The organism is Cryobacterium sp. AP23, from assembly GCF_054075385.1.
Window position 1 is genome coordinate 1,642,309 of sequence record NZ_CM133415.1, and the last position, 15,170, is coordinate 1,657,478.

The 15,170-nt window shown below is 70.2% G+C and carries 16 protein-coding genes; 6 read left to right on the forward strand and 10 right to left on the reverse strand.

The features are described 5' to 3' along the window. Positions 1-37: 37 nt before the first annotated feature. Positions 38-1,246 (forward strand): MFS transporter, encoded by a 1,209-nt coding sequence (locus ACU5E9_RS07780; RefSeq protein ID WP_456813048.1) that lies wholly within the window; start codon positions 38-40, stop codon positions 1,244-1,246. A gap of 19 nt (positions 1,247-1,265) precedes the next feature. On the opposite strand, the gene ACU5E9_RS07785 is transcribed toward ACU5E9_RS07780, so the two are convergent. Then, the gene (locus ACU5E9_RS07785; protein ID WP_456813049.1) at positions 1,266-2,171 is read right to left on the reverse strand and encodes an SDR family oxidoreductase; all 906 of its coding nucleotides are present in this window, start codon (positions 2,169-2,171) and stop codon (positions 1,266-1,268) included. A 117-nt stretch (positions 2,172-2,288) separates the two neighbouring features. On the opposite strand from ACU5E9_RS07785, the gene ACU5E9_RS07790 reads away from it, so the two are divergent. Continuing rightward, positions 2,289-3,272, forward strand: a complete 984-nt coding sequence (locus ACU5E9_RS07790) for a serine hydrolase domain-containing protein (protein ID WP_456813050.1) — start codon at positions 2,289-2,291, stop codon at positions 3,270-3,272. Between the two features lie 26 nt (positions 3,273-3,298). Further along, entirely contained in the window at positions 3,299-4,117 is an 819-nt protein-coding gene (locus tag ACU5E9_RS07795; RefSeq protein ID WP_456813051.1) for an aldo/keto reductase, read from the forward strand. A gap of 18 nt (positions 4,118-4,135) precedes the next feature. Here ACU5E9_RS07795 and ACU5E9_RS07800 read toward each other — a convergent pair whose 3' ends face one another. The 4 genes from ACU5E9_RS07800 to ACU5E9_RS07815 form a co-directional block, all read right to left on the reverse strand. Next, positions 4,136-5,122 (reverse strand): aldo/keto reductase, encoded by a 987-nt coding sequence (locus ACU5E9_RS07800; RefSeq protein ID WP_456813052.1) that lies wholly within the window; start codon positions 5,120-5,122, stop codon positions 4,136-4,138. Between the two features lie 86 nt (positions 5,123-5,208). Beyond that, entirely contained in the window at positions 5,209-5,997 is a 789-nt protein-coding gene (locus ACU5E9_RS07805; protein ID WP_456813053.1) for a GNAT family N-acetyltransferase, read from the reverse strand. A gap of 62 nt (positions 5,998-6,059) precedes the next feature. Next, positions 6,060-6,875: an alpha/beta fold hydrolase gene (locus tag ACU5E9_RS07810; RefSeq protein ID WP_456813054.1), complete on the reverse strand. Its 816-nt coding sequence runs from the start codon at positions 6,873-6,875 to the stop codon at positions 6,060-6,062. A 96-nt stretch (positions 6,876-6,971) separates the two neighbouring features. Continuing rightward, positions 6,972-7,184 (reverse strand): hypothetical protein, encoded by a 213-nt coding sequence (locus ACU5E9_RS07815; protein ID WP_456813055.1) that lies wholly within the window; start codon positions 7,182-7,184, stop codon positions 6,972-6,974. A 162-nt stretch (positions 7,185-7,346) separates the two neighbouring features. On the opposite strand from ACU5E9_RS07815, the gene ACU5E9_RS07820 reads away from it, so the two are divergent. The 3 genes from ACU5E9_RS07820 to ACU5E9_RS07830 all read left to right on the forward strand — a co-directional run bounded on the left by ACU5E9_RS07820 (position 7,347) and on the right by ACU5E9_RS07830 (position 11,122). After that, the gene (locus tag ACU5E9_RS07820) at positions 7,347-8,267 is read left to right on the forward strand and encodes a DUF4349 domain-containing protein (RefSeq protein ID WP_456813056.1); all 921 of its coding nucleotides are present in this window, start codon (positions 7,347-7,349) and stop codon (positions 8,265-8,267) included. A gap of 10 nt (positions 8,268-8,277) precedes the next feature. Continuing rightward, positions 8,278-9,471 carry an acyl-CoA dehydrogenase family protein gene (locus ACU5E9_RS07825; RefSeq protein ID WP_456813057.1) on the forward strand — a complete coding sequence of 398 codons (1,194 nt, stop codon included), beginning with the start codon at positions 8,278-8,280 and terminating at the stop codon, positions 9,469-9,471. Positions 9,472-9,538: 67 nt separating this feature from the next. Beyond that, positions 9,539-11,122 carry a threonine/serine ThrE exporter family protein gene (locus ACU5E9_RS07830; protein WP_456813058.1) on the forward strand — a complete coding sequence of 528 codons (1,584 nt, stop codon included), beginning with the start codon at positions 9,539-9,541 and terminating at the stop codon, positions 11,120-11,122. A gap of 62 nt (positions 11,123-11,184) precedes the next feature. On the opposite strand, the gene ACU5E9_RS07835 is transcribed toward ACU5E9_RS07830, so the two are convergent. The 5 genes from ACU5E9_RS07835 to ACU5E9_RS07855 all read right to left on the reverse strand — a co-directional run bounded on the left by ACU5E9_RS07835 (position 11,185) and on the right by ACU5E9_RS07855 (position 14,962). Next, complete coding sequence (locus ACU5E9_RS07835) at positions 11,185-11,430, reverse strand: hypothetical protein (RefSeq protein ID WP_456813059.1); 246 nt, start codon at positions 11,428-11,430, stop codon at positions 11,185-11,187. A 415-nt stretch (positions 11,431-11,845) separates the two neighbouring features. Continuing rightward, positions 11,846-12,982, reverse strand: a complete 1,137-nt coding sequence (locus ACU5E9_RS07840; RefSeq protein WP_456813060.1) for a baeRF11 domain-containing protein — start codon at positions 12,980-12,982, stop codon at positions 11,846-11,848. 76 nt (positions 12,983-13,058) lie between these two features. Beyond that, positions 13,059-13,835: a hypothetical protein gene (locus tag ACU5E9_RS07845; RefSeq protein ID WP_456813061.1), complete on the reverse strand. Its 777-nt coding sequence runs from the start codon at positions 13,833-13,835 to the stop codon at positions 13,059-13,061. 127 nt (positions 13,836-13,962) lie between these two features. After that, positions 13,963-14,283, reverse strand: a complete 321-nt coding sequence (locus ACU5E9_RS07850) for a DUF6194 family protein (protein WP_456813062.1) — start codon at positions 14,281-14,283, stop codon at positions 13,963-13,965. 265 nt (positions 14,284-14,548) lie between these two features. Next, positions 14,549-14,962 carry an ankyrin repeat domain-containing protein gene (locus tag ACU5E9_RS07855; protein WP_456813063.1) on the reverse strand — a complete coding sequence of 138 codons (414 nt, stop codon included), beginning with the start codon at positions 14,960-14,962 and terminating at the stop codon, positions 14,549-14,551. Positions 14,963-15,170 lie beyond the last annotated feature (208 nt).

The window sequence follows — 15,170 nt, forward strand, 5'->3', positions numbered from 1 at the left end:
TGCGGCGGGAGTCGCCCCGGCCGTAGACTGGACGGTTGTGAGCAGCTACTGGACCCTTCTGAAAACCCCGGGCGTCGCCCGACTCATCGGAGCCCAGCTCACCGCCCGATTCCCGTTCGGGATGCTCTCGCTCGCGTTCCTGATCCACATCGAGGGCATCTTCGATTCGTACGGCGCCGCCGGCCTCGTGCTCGGCGCCATGAGCATCGGCCAGGCCATCGCCGGCCCGCTCACCTCCCGGCTGATGGGCCGGCTTGGCATGCGCCCGGTGCTCATCGCGACCATGGTGGTCTGCACCGCGGCGATCATCGTGATGGCCCTGGTGCCGCTGCCGATCGTGGGCCTGATGATCGTCGGTTTCGTCGCCGGCCTGTCGATGCCGCCCATCCAGCCGGCCGTGCGCACCATCTACCCCAAGGTCGTCAACTCCCGCCAGCTGGCGCCGTTGTTCTCCCTGGACGCCTCCGCGCAGGAGATCATCTGGGTGCTCGGACCGGTCATCGCGACCTTCGTCGCCATCCAGGTCAGCAGCACCGCGGGCATCCTGCTCGCCGCGTTCTTCCTCGTCGCCGGCGGCGTCTGGTTCGTGGCGCTGCCCGAGGTCGGCCGGGTGCGCATCCCCCGCAGCCGCCGCAAACTCGGCGTGGTGCTCAAGAAACCTGCCGTGCTGCTGAGCACCGTCGTGGGCTTCATGCTCGTCGCCGCCTGCTCCGCCGTCGAGGCCGGGGTGGTGGCAGTGTTCGGTCACGGCAGCTCCAACGCCGGCTGGGTGCTGGGCATCTTCGCGGTGGGCTCCCTCATCGGCGGGCTCGCGCTCGGTCACCTGCCGATCGGCCCGTGGGCGCTGGCCAGCCGGATGCTCATCGTCACGATCGGCCTGGCCATCGCCGCCGTCTGGCTGAACTTCTGGTGGCTCTCCGGAGCGCTGCTGCTCGCCGGCATCGGCATCGCCCCGTCGTTCGCGGTGCTGTTCGGCATCGTCTCGGCGAGCGTCAAGTTCAGTGACACCGCCGAGGCCTACGGCTGGATCGGCACCGGGCAGCTCATCGGCGCCGCGCTCGGCTCGGCACTGGCCGGCTTCGCGATCGACCATTCCGGCGCCGCCGCGGCGATCTACGTCGCCGCCGGCTTCGCCGCGCTGGGCACGATCATCCCCGCGCTCGGCCGCCGCTGGCACCCCGACCTGCGCGGCCGCGACGTCAGCCCGATCCCCGACACCGAGCCCATCAGCATCCAGGTCTCCTGACCCGCGAGAACGCGAACCCCTAACCTGCCAGCGCGAACCCGCCGTCGCTGGTCAGCACCTGGCCCACCAGCCAGCGGGCGTCCGTGCTGCAGAGCCAGCCGATCAGCCGGGCAGGGTCCGTCGGGTCGCCGAACCGGCCGAACGGAATGGTACGCAGGTACTCCAGCATCCCCGCCAGGGGCCGGTCCGTGCTGTGCGGGTCCAGGTAGCCGGTGTCCACCGGGCCCGGATTGACGGTGTTGAGAATGATCCCGTGGGTGAGCAGCTCACCGGCGACCGTGGGGGTGAGACCGGCCAGCACCGCCTTGCTGGCCGCGTACGCGACCTCCCCGGGCATCGGCCCGCGCATCTGCCCGGAGGTCAGCCAGATCACCCGCCCGGTGGCGAACTCGTCGATGGCGGCGGGGAGCACTCCGATCGCCCCCGCCGGCGGCAGGGGGATGTCGGTCGGCGCTTCCTCCACCCGCCGGGCCGCATCGCCGAACTGCTCCGCGAAGGCGCGGGTGAGCAGCAGGGTGGACCGGGCGTTGACCTGCCAGTGGCCGTCGAGCATGTCGGCGGTCAGGTCGAAGATGGTGCCGTCGCCGCCGCTGCGGGCGTGGTTGGCCACCAGGATGTCGACCCGACCGGTCAGCTCGGTCGCGGCGCGCATGGTGTCGGCCGCGGCATCCGGCTCGGTCAGGTCGGCGCTCAGGTCACCGAACCCGGCGTCGTCGATCAGCGCCGAGCGGATGCCCGACGGCACCGCCTCGAGGTCGTCGCCGCCCCAGGGTTGCTCGGCGTCGTGCGGCGCGAAATGTTGCACGAAGACGTTGGCGCCCTGCTCGGCCAGCCGGCACGCCACCGCATAGCCGATGCCCTTCCGCCGCGACACCCCGGTCACGAGTGCAGTCTTACCCTGCAGGGACGCTCGGTCGGTGCTCATTTGGACTCCTCGTGCGGAAGTGGAGCGCGGGGGTACGTCACCGAGAATAGCCCGCGAACCAACCCCCGGCCCGGGCTGTCCCTTTCGAACCGGGGGCCTCATGGCTACGGTTGGCCCATGACTGCCGACACCAGCGCCACCACGCTCGCCGCCCGCCTGCACGAGCGAGCGGGCAGACGCCATCGCGTGATCGCCGCGGCGACGGTGACGTCGGGCCAGGTCGCCACGGCGGCCCTCGGCGCCGACCCGGACGCTGACTTCGAAATCGGCTCGATCTCGAAGGGCTTCACCGGCCTGCTCTATGTCGACGCGCTCGAACGGGGCGAGATCGGAGCAGAGTCGACGCTCGGCGACTTCCTGCCCCTGGGGCCGAGCGCGGCGGCATCCTTGACCCTGCGGGATGTGAGCACCCACTCGTCCGGGCTGCCCCAGCTCGCACCGGGCACCGTGACGCTCCGCACGATGCGCGAGATGTGGCTGCACGGCGCGAACCCGTACGGGGAAGACCTGCCGCAGCTGCTCGAACAGGTGGCGCAGGTGAAGCTCGGCAAGCCGCGCCCCGCCTATTCCAACCTCGGTTTCGAATTGCTCGGCCACGCGGTCGCCGCCGCGGCGGGCACCGGTTACGGCGAGCTGCTGGCGGCCAGGCTCGCCCGGCCACTCGAGCTGCCCAGCGTTTATGCCCCACACTCCGCCGGCGACCTGCGCCCCGGTGCGCTCCTCGGCACCAGCCGGCTCGGCCGACCGCAGCAACCATGGACGGGTGAGGCCCTCGCGCCCGCCGGCGGCATCCGCGCGTCGATCGGCGACCTGGGCCGATTCGCCCTCGCCCTGCTCGACGGGTCGGCGCCGGGCATCGCCGCGCTCGACCCGGTCGCGCCGCTGGCGGGCCCGGCGGTGCGCATCGGGGCGGCCTGGATCACGCTCGATCGGCGTGGCCGGCAGGTGGTCTGGCACAACGGCGGCACGGGCGGGTTCCGCTCGTGGATCGGGATCGACCGCGCCGCGGGCACGGGTGTCGCGGTCGTCTCCGCGACCGCACGGTCGGTCGACCGGCTCGGGCTGTCGATGCTCACCGAGCTCTCCGACGCCGCGCGCTGACCCCTCGACTTGGTTTAATGAGTGGCATGAATCACACCCTGGAACTCAACGACGGCCACCGCATCCCGCAGCTGGGGCTGGGCGTGTACAAGGTTCCGGATGCCCTCGCCGCGGACACCGTCCAGTTCGCGTTGGAGGCCGGCTATCGGCATGTCGACACCGCCGCGCTGTACGCCAACGAGCGCGGCGTCGGCAGGGGCCTTGCCCGGGTCGGCCTGCCCCGCGAGGAGGTCTTCGTCACCACCAAGGTCTGGAACGACCGGCACGGCTACGACGCAACCTTGCGCGCGTTCGACGAGAGCCTGACCAAGCTCGGCCTGGACTACGTCGACCTGTACCTGATCCACTGGCCGGCACCGCGGCAGGACCGCTATGTCGACACCTATCGCGCCCTCGAGGCCCTGCGGGCCGACGGCCGGGCCCGGTCGATCGGGGTGTCGAACTTCCACACCCATCACCTCGACCGGTTGCTGGCCGAGACCGACATCGTTCCGGCGGTCAACCAGGTGGAGCTGCATCCGTGGCTGGTGCAGACCGAGGTGCGCGCGTACAACGCGGCCCACGGCATCCTCACCGAGGCGTGGTCGCCGTTGGCCCGCGGACGGGCGATCGGCGACCCCACCCTGGACGCCATCGGCGCCCGCTACGACAAGTCGGCGGCGCAGGTGGTGCTGCGCTGGCACCTGCAGGTGGGCAACGTTGTGATCCCCAAGTCGGTCACCCCCGCGCGCATCCGGGAGAACCTCGACGTCTTCGACTTCACCCTGACGGCTGCCGACGTCGCCGCGGTCTCCGCGCTCGACGCGGGTGAGCGCACCGGCAAGGACCCCGACGACCTCGACTGAGCCCGCACACGGAGAGGCTTACCAGCGCGGGTGGATGTCCTCGCGCAGGAGGCGATCGTAGATCGACTGCACACCGACCATGAACTCGTCGGGCAGCTGCGGCAGGGCGCCGGCGGAGGCGTTGCCCAGCGCCTGCTTCACCGACCGTGCACCCGGGATCACGGAGCTGACGCCGTCGATCTGCGCGACCCAGGCCAGCGCGGCCTGCGCCGGGCTGAGACCCTCCGGCACCAGCGCGGCGAATTCCGCGGCGGCGGCCAGGCCGGTCTCGAAGTCCACACCGGAGAACGTCTCGCCCACGTCGAACGAGCTGCCGTCGCGGTTGTAGTTACGGTGGTCGTTCTCGGCGAAGACCGTCTCACGGGTGTACTTGCCGGTGAGCAGACCGCTGGCCAGCGGCACCCGGGCGATGATCCCCACCCCGGCGGCTCGCGCGGCCGGTACGACCTCGTCGAGCGGCTTGAGCCGGAACGCGTTGAGGATGATCTGCACCGTGGCGATGCCGGGCCGGGCGATGGCCGCGAGGGCCTGATCGCAGGTCTCCACGCTCACGCCGTAGTTGGCGATCACACCGTCGTCCACCAGGGTGTCGAGGGCGTCGTAGACCTCGCCGGAGTCGATCACGGCGCTCGGCGGGCAGTGCAGCTGCACCAGGTCGAGGGTCTCGGTGCCCAGGTTCCGGCGGGAGCGCTCGGTCCAGGCCCGGAAGTTGTCGAGAACGTAGTTCTCGGGCAGCTGGTCGACGCGGCGGCCCATCTTGGTGGCCACGGTGATGTCGACGCCCGGGGCGTCGTGCTCGAGGAAGTGCCCGATGATTTGCTCGCTGCGGCCGTCGCCATAGACGTCCGCGGTGTCGAAGAAGGTGACGCCGGCGTCGACGGATGCGGCGAGCACGTTGGTGGCGTCGGCTTCGCTGACGTCGCCCCAGTCCGCGCCCAGCTGCCAGGTGCCCAGTCCGATGACGGAGACGGTGCGGCCGGTTCTGCCCAGTGTTCTAGTGTCCATTTGACTAGCCTATCCACGCGGCCCGACAACAGCGGGTAGGCGCCCGACGACCGGGTGATCCACAGGTTCGCGGCGGCCGTGCTGGGTCATCGACTCCAGTTGTACGGCGTCGTCGTCGACACCTTCACGAGGCCGGCCCGCTCCAGGATGGGGCGGGAGTACTCGGTGGAGTCGCTGTGCACGAGCGTCTTCCCCTGGGCGAGCGCGGAGCGGGCGCGGGCGGCCGTCACGGCGCGGTAGATCCCCCGGCCCCGGTACGCCTCGAGGGTGGCGCCACCCCAGATGCCGACGAACTCGGTGCCGGGCACCGGTTCGAGCCGGCCGCCGCAGACAAAACGACCGTCCGCCTCCGCGGCCCAGAGTTCCATGCCGTCACCGCGGGCGAGGCGGGCGAGCAGGGCGTCGGCCATGCGGGTGTCGACCGGGTCGCCGAACGCCTCGTCAACGGTTGCGCTCATCGCACGCACCTCGGCTTCGGCGGTGACCCGGCGCACGATGACCCCGGCCGGGGTGGCGACGTCGGCGCACAGCGCTTCGAGCGGCCCGATCATGATCGATTCGGCGTCGTCGGGTGCGAACCCGTTCGCCAGCAGCGCCGCGTGCAGCCCGGGGGCGTGGTCGTGCCCGCGGCTCTTCCACTCCACGTGGGCGATCTCCGGGTCGGCACGGAAAAACGCCAGGGCGCCCGCGACCAGCTGTCCGATCGTGTGCTCGTCGGCTCCGTCGAGGTCGCGGTAGGTGACGAAGCCGCGCCGGCCGGCGAAGGTCACGAGCCGCAGCGGCCCGAGCCGCGTCACGCTGGTCGCGCTGGGGGTCTCCGCGTCGGTGCGCAGCTGGTCGTCGTAGGCCTGGAGGTACTGCTCGGGGTTAGTCATCGGGTTCATGCTGGCAGCGGCGCCCCGCCGATGGCAACTCGCGTCGCGAACCGCTGCGCCGGCTACCGGCGGGCGGGCCGCCCGGTGCGCTCGTCCGGGACCGCCCCATCCCCGGCGGCGCCGTCGATCACCCGCACCAGCACCCGCGCGATGCGGCTGCGCACGATGTGGTCGTTGGCCTCGACCCGGTGGGTGGTCACGTGCCGCATCCGCTCGACCACCCGCAGGCTGCCGGGCGTGACGAAAGCGTCCAACGCCCCGTAGATGAGGTCGACCGGAATGCGCAGCACGGCGATGTCGCTGACCATGGTCTGCGACTCGATGCAGTTCTTGAGCGACTTCACGAACGGCGTCCAGGACGAGGCGGTGAGTTCGAGGATGCCCTTGGGCAGCATCCGGGAGATCACCGCGGCGTTCGCGAGGGTGAAGTCCTTGTTCGAGCGCAGGAATTCGTACGCCCGGAGGTACGCCGACACCCGAGCCCGCACCCACGGATCACCGATGTCCGACGGCGACAGGTAGATCGGCGGTCCCACCAGCACCAGGCGGGACACCCGCGTGCCCGGCGCGGAGAACCAGCGCCGCTCGGCGGCGTACCGGGTGGCGATGAGGCTGCCCAGAGAATGCCCCACCAGCACGAACGGTTCCCGCAGCCGCAACGCACGGATGGTGGCGGCGAGGGCAGCGACGTGGTCGTCGAGGGTGTAGTCGCAGTCCTCCGGCGCCGGCGACGCGCCGTGGCCGAGGATGTCGATCGCGATCACGCGGTGCGCCGGTGCGAGCAGCGGCACGACCTTGTGGAAGGTGGCGGAGGTGGAGGCGATGCCGTGCACCAGGATCACGACCGGGCCGCTGCCAGTGTCGGTGTCGACATGCAAACGTGGGGCCCGGCGCCGACGGAATCGTTCCGTCACCGCCGTGCCCCACGACCGACCCGGGGACTGGTCCACGGGTCGCAGCGCTGCTCCGACGAGCTAGCGCAATCCTTCTTTGTACTCGTTCTTGGCCTTGGTGGAGTCCCGCTCCGCTTCCGCGCGCTTCACGTCACCCTCGGCCTTCTTCACCTCGGCGTCGGCCTTGACCTCATCGATCTTGTCCGAAACACGTTCTTTCGCGTCCTCGGCGGCACGGCCGATCTTCTGGCCGGTTGCGTCGAGCGCGTCCTTGGCATCGTCTGCGAATCCCATGGGTTCCTCCTCAAGCACGAACTGATTGGTTCTTCGGGCGGCGGCACCGCGTCAGCGGCACCATTTCGAGCGTACGGCCCGGCCCGGCGCCGAGACTCGATTGTGATCCGACTCCCAGATTTCACCCAGATTTGGGCCCCGGACCAGCCCTACAGTGAGGCCATGAACCACAGCAGCGAGCACAGCGGCACCATCCGGCCTGGCAGCGGCGCCCCGCGCGAACGCGCCGCCCGTCGCACCGGCTGGGCGGCGGGAATCGCCCTCGCCGCGCTCCTGCTGGCCGGCTGCACCGCGGCCAATTCCGACAGCGTGAACGAGCAGTCCGCCACCTCCGGCGGGGATTCCAGCGAGATGCAGGGCCAACCGGATGCCGCGACCGCCGAGGGCTCCGCCGGGGACACCGCCATCGCCGACCGTTCGGTGATCACCACCGGTTCGGTCTCGGTGACGGTGACCGACCCGATCAAGACCGCGCAGGATGCGGTCACCATCGTCGAGCAGGCCGGCGGCCGGGTGGACAGCCGCACCGAGAACCCGGAGACCGACAACCAGGCCGCGAGCGCGAACCTGACCCTGCGCATCCCGGCCGGTGACCTGGACCGCACCCTGGACGAGCTGCGGGCCCTCGGCACGGTGAACTACGTCTCCCTGAACGCCTCCGACGTCACCCAGCAAAGCGCCGACCTCAACGCCAGGGTCACCGCCCTCACCACCTCGGTCGATCGTCTGCTCGCCCTGATGACCCAGGCGACGAACACCACCGACCTGATCGCCATCGAGGGTGAACTCTCCACCCGCCAGGCGGAGCTGGAGAGCATGAAGTCCCAGCGGGATTACCTCGCCGACCAGGTCGAATACTCCACCATCAACCTGGAGTTGTACGCCACCGGCACCGTCGCGCCCGGCGCGCCGGACAACTTCTGGACCGGCATCGTGGCGGGCTGGAACACCCTGGTGACGGTGCTCGGCGCGGTCCTGGTGGGCATCGGGTTCGCCCTTCCGTGGCTGGCGATCGCGGCCGTCGTCGGCGGGATCGTGCTCCTCATCGTGCGCCTGAGCACACGAAAGGGAAAGGCTACGTAGGCTTGCAGGTGTGACCGAGTCCTCCCGCGCCGTAACGCCCTCCCCTGCACCCTCACCGGGGGTGCTCGGCGACGACCTGCTGGCTCGCATCCGCTCGCGCGCGGCGGCCCACGATGCCGACAACACCTTCCCGTTCCAGGACGTCACCGAGCTGGCCGAGGCCGGGTATCTGCGCGCCCTCGTGCCGGTGCGGTTCGGTGGTCTCGGCCTCACCCTGGCGCAGCTCGCGGTCGAGCAGTCCCGCCTCGCCGCGCACGCGCCGGCCACCGCCCTCGCCGTGAACATGCACCTGGTCTGGACCGGCGTTGCAAAGGCCATGCACGACCGCGGCGACGGCGCCCTCGACTTCCTCCTCACCGAGGCCGCGCAGGGCGCGATCTTCGGCTTCGGCGTCAGCGAACCCGGCAACGACCTGGTCCTGTTCGGCTCCGGCACGGATGCGTCCCCGCAGCCGGACGGCGGCTACACCTTCACCGGCACCAAGATCTTCACCTCCCTCTCCCCGGTCTGGACCCAGCTGGGCACCATGGGCCTGGACACCTCCGACCCGGACCGGCCGCTGATCGTCTGGGCGTTCCTCGACCGCGCCGACCCGGGCATCACCCGGGTCGATGACTGGGACACGCTGGGCATGCGCGGCAGCCAGAGCCAGACCACCCTGCTCGATGGCGCCCACGCGCCCGCCGACCGGGTGGTGCGGCGGCTGCCGCCGGGGCCGGTGAACGACCCGTTGATCTTCGGTATCTTCGCCACCTTCGAGATCCTGCTCTCGAGCGTGTACACCGGCATCGCCCAGCGGGCGCTGGAGCTCGGCGTCGCCGCCGCGAAATGGCGCCGCTCGGCCAAGCACGACGGCCGTCCGCTCGCCCAGGACCCCGACATCCGCCGCCGGATCGCGGAGGCGGCGATGCTGCTGGCGGCCGCGTACCCGCCTATCGACGCCCTCGCCCGCGACGTCGACGACCTCGTCGATCACGGAGCGTTCTGGTTCGCCCGGCTCGCCGGCCTCAAGCACACCAGCGTCGAGAACGCCAAGGCGGTCGTCGACCTGATGCTGCGCGTGAACGGCGGCGCCAGCTATTTCACCGGCGACGAACTCGGCCGGCTGTACCGCGACGTGTTGGCCGGGCTGTTCCATCCCTCCAATGCCGACTCCGCGCATGCCACCGTCGCCGCCGCCTGGCTCGGCCCGCTCGATGTCTGAACGCACCCGTCCGATCCCCATCCGCAAGACCGACCCCCGAAGTGTTGAAGTTGTCCAGTTGACTGCCGTGCCCCCGACTCCCCCGATCACGAACTCCCCGGCGAACGCCGCGCCGATGAACGCCGCGCCGATCACCACCGCGCCGATCACCACCGAGCCGGTCACCGCGACCGCCCCGATTCCCAAGCAGCCGTACCGGGCGCCGCATCCCACCACGCCGCGCCCGGTCACCACCAGCATCCCGATCCTGCGCGCCGACGCCAGCGGGATCGCGGCGGTGCGCGCCTACGAGGACGCGCCGAGCACCTCCACCATCGCCGTCCCGGTCATCGACATCGCCGCGTACACGCGGTCGGTGCTCGACCTCACCATGCGGCTGGCCGAAGTGATCTTCTCCTCCGGCGCCGGCGCCGAAGACGCCACCGCGGCCATGCTCGCCCTCACCCGCGCGTACGGCCTGCGCGGCACCGAGGCGAACATCACCCACACGATCATCACCCTCACCCATGAGGACCAGTCCACCCACGAGGCCATCTCGCGCAGCCGCGACGTGAAGTACCGCACCCTCAACTACGCCAAGCTCACCGCCACCTCCGAGCTGATCGCCGACCTCATCGACGAGCCCACGGATGTGGCGGAGGCCCGCAAACGCCTGGCCACCATCGTCTCCTCCAAGCCCCAGGTCACCCTGCTGTACCGGCGGGTCGGCTGGAGCCTCGTCGGCGCTGGCGCCGCCGCGCTCATCGGCGGTGGCCCGATCGTGGTCCTGGCCGCGTTCGTCGCGGCGTTCGTCATCGACTTTCTCACCACCGCGCTCGACAAGCGGAGGGTGCCGCTGTTCTACCAGACCGTCGTCGGCGGCGCCATCGGCCCGTTGTTCGCGGCGTTCGTGCCCCTGGTCGACCCCACCGCCACCCCGTCCCTCGTCGTCGTCGCGACCATCATCATGCTCCTGGCCGGGGTGACCACCTTCGGTGCGGTGCACGACACCCTCTCCGGCTTTTATCTCACCGGCACCGCACGGCTGATCGAGGCGCTTTTGATTACCGGTGGGCTCGTCGCCGGGGTGGCCGGGTCCTCACTGCTGCTCTCCCGGTTCGGCCTCGACCTGCGCATCAACGCCGATCTCACCCCTACCCTGGGCATCCTGGCGATCCAGCTGGTCGCGGCCGTGGTCATCGTGGTGGGCTTCGGCCTCGCCACCCAGGTGCCCTGGCGGGCGTTCTGGGTGCTGTGCCTGCTCGGCGCGGTGGCGGAGGCGATCTACCTCGGCGCCACGAACTCCGGCTTCGGCCTGGTCTGGTCCTCCGGCGCCGCGGCGATGGGGGCGGGGCTCCTGGCCGCGGTCGGCGCGCGCATCGTGCGCACCCCGCCGCTGGTGATCATCGTGTGCGCCCTGGTGCCGCTGGTGCCGGGCCTGGCGTTGTTCCGCGGGCTGCTGCAGATGTCCGACGGTGACATCAACGGGTTGCTCAACCTGCTCACCGCGGGCGCGATCGCGGTGGCCCTGGCGGCCAGCGCCATCCTGGCCCAGCTGATCGTGCAGTACGTCTGGGGCCCCGGCCGCAGCCTGCAGCGCCGGTTCGTCGGGCCGCTGATGGCCCTGCCCGTGCGGCTGAGCCGCAGCTCCAAGCCGGGCACCCGCATCTAGCCGGACCCGACGCAGCGGCGGCAGCGCATCCCGCGCTGCCGCCGCTGCACCGTGTCGGGAGGCTAATTGGGAACCTCTCCCTCCACGGTTTCGTCCGAGACGTCTTCGTCGACGAACCGGTACGGGATGGGCTCTTCGGTTTCACGTCCCTTGCGGTACGTGCGGGTGATGGTCTGCCCTTCCTCGACGGCTTCGAGCACCACCACGTCCTGGTATTCACCGTTGGTGTAGTGCAGTTCCACCTCGGTACCCGAGCCGATCACGTTCGGGCCGAATAGCACTGCCTTATAGGTTCCCTGTTCGCTCATGTTCTCCCGGCTCTCCTGCGCCTTCCCGTCCCACTGACGAGGCGCCTCATCGCAGACAGCCTACGTCGACACCCGCGAAAGGCACAGGGCACCATTCGGCCCCCGAATAGGTCAGGCCGGCGGGGGCCGGCCGGCTCAAGATGCCCTTTCTGCCGAACCCGCGTAGGGTCAGATCATCGGTGCCGCACGGGCTCAGGTCGAAGGAGTACACATGGCTGACAAATCACCCAAGAAGGATGCGACCAAGAAGGTCGCCGGCAAGTCACTCAAGGAAAAGCGCGCTGACAAGCAGGCGAAGTCCGCTGAGACCGAGAAGGCCCGCAAGCGCTAACTCGCTTCAGCCCGGGCGTGATTCGCCTGTTGCGCATGACTCACCGGTGTCACCTGTCCGCAGGCGGCACCGGTTCTTGCATTTCTAGACCATGAACCGCACGCCCGCCGCGACGGCCCCGCCGCCGGGCATGTCGTCGGCGCGCACGGCGAAGATCTCCGCGCCGGACAGGAGCGCCCGCCGGAGGATCTCGTCCACAACGCCGTAGGTGACGGCGTCGTCTCCGTCACTCAGGGTCACCGCCCCGGTCTCCTCGTCGACCAGCCCGGGCACGCTCTGGTCGATGTCCACGAACAGGGTCTCCACCGCCCCGTAGGTCGCGGCCCTGGCCACGTCGCTGAGGTCGGTGACCGCCCGCCCGTGCGCGGCCCGGCGTGCCATCCGGTCCTTCAGTCCGTCCAGCTCGGCGGCGTAGAGGTCGTCCAGGATGCCGCGTGCCGACCCGCCGAGGTCCTCGTCGGCGGTCTCCTCCGGGTTGCCGGGGATGATCGCCTCGGTCAGGTTCGGGTAGCTATTCACCGACCGGTAGATGCCGGCGAGGGGCTCAGCGGCGGCGAGGATCAGGGGCAGATCGAGACCGCTGAGCACCGGCCGCAACGCCCGGTCGATCGCCCGCGCGTACTGGCGCATCCGCACCTTCTGACCCTCCGCACCCTGGATGCGGCCGCCCATGATGTGACTGTCCTGGGTGCGGCCGTTAATCGAGGGCAGGCCGACGGCGTCCGCGACGTCGCTGGGCAGCCCCGGCACGGACACGGCGTACACCGGGCTGTCCGCGCTGATCTCCAGCAGCCGCACCGAGTTCTGCGCGAGGGCGAGCACGAACGCGGCCTGCGGGAAGGTCACCGCGCGCAGCAACGGCTTGAGGTAGAACCGGTCGGAGACCTCCACGGCTCCGCTGAGCCGGTTGGGCAGCCGGAAGGTGCGCACGCTGTCGGGGGTGGCGAAGATGGCCAGGCTGTACGACAGCGACCGCCAGAAGTCGGAGTCCTCGATCAGGTCGTCGAGGGTCTCCTGCAACTCCTCGATCGGGCCCTTGTCGGTGTCCGCGTCCCGCAGCTGTTGCACCGCTTCGGTCAGCCGGTTCTTGAGTTCGACCCTGGCCTTCTCCGAGTCCTGTGGCAGCGGACTGGTGCTCAGGTAGATCGAGACGCACGGATGCCTGCGCACTGCCGCGAGGGTGTCGACGTCGTCTCGGGTGGGTATGTCTGTGTGCAACACGGCACGAGCTCCTTTGCTCCGGGCGTCTCACGAATGCCGACCCCCTGCTCGACAGTGAGCCTCTTACCCGGCCACTCTATCCACTCGGGTCTGATCTCATAAGGGCGGCCAGCGCCTGCTCCCCGCGGATCGCGGCGAGCATCGTGAGGACCTCCTCGACGAGCCCGGCGGTCACCCCGCTGCAGGCGATGCTGTACCGCCCGACGGGGTCCAGGCCGTCGGCGCGCACCCGGATCACCGCCCAGCCGACCTCCTCGAGGGCGGCGTCCTTCTCCCGGTCGGAGACCTCCTTGAGTCCGCGGTGGGAGGTCTTGTCCCGGCCGGGTGAGTCGTATTCGATCGCGACCTTGAGGGCGGGGATGATGATGTCCGGCCATACCTCCGGTTTGCCGTAGAAACTGCGGTTGATCCGGATGGCGTTCACCCGGTGCGGCAGGCGGATGCGTTCGCCCAGCAGCATCCGCAGCTTCTGTTCGGCCTGGGAGGTGCGCGTTTTCAGCCCGGGCTTCATGAAGGGCACGCCGCCCTCGAACCGGGCCGCGGGGGCCTGCGCGTTCTTCTGGCACTTGGGGCAGCCCGGCCCGGTGAGGGTCTCCAGCACGCTCGCCGAGTAGCGGGAGTGCCCACGGGTGCAGATCCACTCGAAGTTGGTGCCGATGCGGGTCTCCTGTGCGAGGGCGTCCCGGCCGTTCGGGGCCACCCGGTGCAGCAACTGCTCCCGGCTGCGTTTGGTCTCCCGCAGCAGCATGCAGAGCGGGCAGTCCCGCTGCAGGGTGATGCGGGCGTCCTCGGCCGCGGCACCGTGCCCGCACCGGAACCGCACGGAGGTGCCCGCCGGTGTCGTGTCACCCATCCTGACGCCCCTGCCCTTCGCTCCGGTCATCCCCGGCCACGCTACCCACGACCGCCGACACGGTTCAACGCGTTCAGTTACGGAGATTCGGCCTTCGTTTCCGAAACGAAGGCCGAAAGTCCGTAACTCAGTGGCCGGGACTGTGCCGACGGGCGTGCCGGCGTTGCTCGTCGGCGTGCGCAGCGCGGAGCAGGTCGCTGGCGGCGGCCAGCGTTCTCTCCCCCGGGTTCACGACGGCGACCCAACCGAGCGCACCGTAGACCGGATGGGGCAGGAACGCGTCCGCCGCTGCCAGATCGTGCGGTCCGGCCCCCGCCAGCTCGAGAAGCCTTGCCGGCCCGACGTGGATGTTCAGGCGCCAGCGGCCCGGCGGGTCCAGGTGGGACCCGGAGTCATCCGGGTAGTCCTTGGTGATGATCGTCGCGTAGGGCTGCGCGCGCGGCGGCACCTCGCCGTCCGGGACGGAGTAGAAGAAGAAGTCGCCCCACGCGATCTCGGGAACCCCGCTGCCTTTTCGGGGGCCAGCACCACAGCCCCGTCGAAGGAGCGCACGAGGTCAACGATCTGCTCCAGGCTCATGCCATCCGTTATACCCTCGCGCCGAGGCGCTGGCGTCCGGTGGCAGTGGCCGCGACGACTGTCGGGCCGTCAGCGCGCCTCCTCTGGCCGGATGCGCCCGCTACAGCGGGCGCGGCGGGCCACACGGGGCGCCGTCACGCGCCGGTGTACGCCTCGATGACCTCGCGCATCCGCGGCATTGCGAACTGGTCGGCGATCTGGATGCCGGTGTGGCTGCCGAGGTCGGGGTCGGCGCCGGCCTGTAATAGGTCGAGCAGGATCGCCTCGTTGCCCCGGAACACCGCGCAGGCAAGCGCGGTCTGGCCCATTCCGTTGACGATGCCGGTGTCGGCGCCGCGGCGGAGCAGCTCCTGCACGGCTTCACGGTGCTGCCCGTACGCGGCCACGATCAGCAGGCTGTCGCCGCGCCCGTTGACCAGGTCGAGCGGCACCCCGGCATCGATCATCTCGCCCAACGGGCCGGTGCGGCCGTCTCGGGCCAACGCGAAGACGCCCTCAATCACCGCAGTGGACGGTCCGGTCGCCTGGTCTTCCGCGCGCCCTGTCATGCTCGTCCCCCGGTGTCTCGAACAGAAGAACCGCCAAGCCATCGGCCTGCCGGTTCTGGTGAATTAGTCAAGTCTAACCGCGGCTCCGGGCTCCCCCACGAATGCCTGGACGGTTGTGGCGAACGAACAGTGCTGCACATTAGGGTAGGCTAACCAAAGTCTCGACGCTCTCTCGTCCGCCCTCACCGTCCCGAACACAGAATTTGGA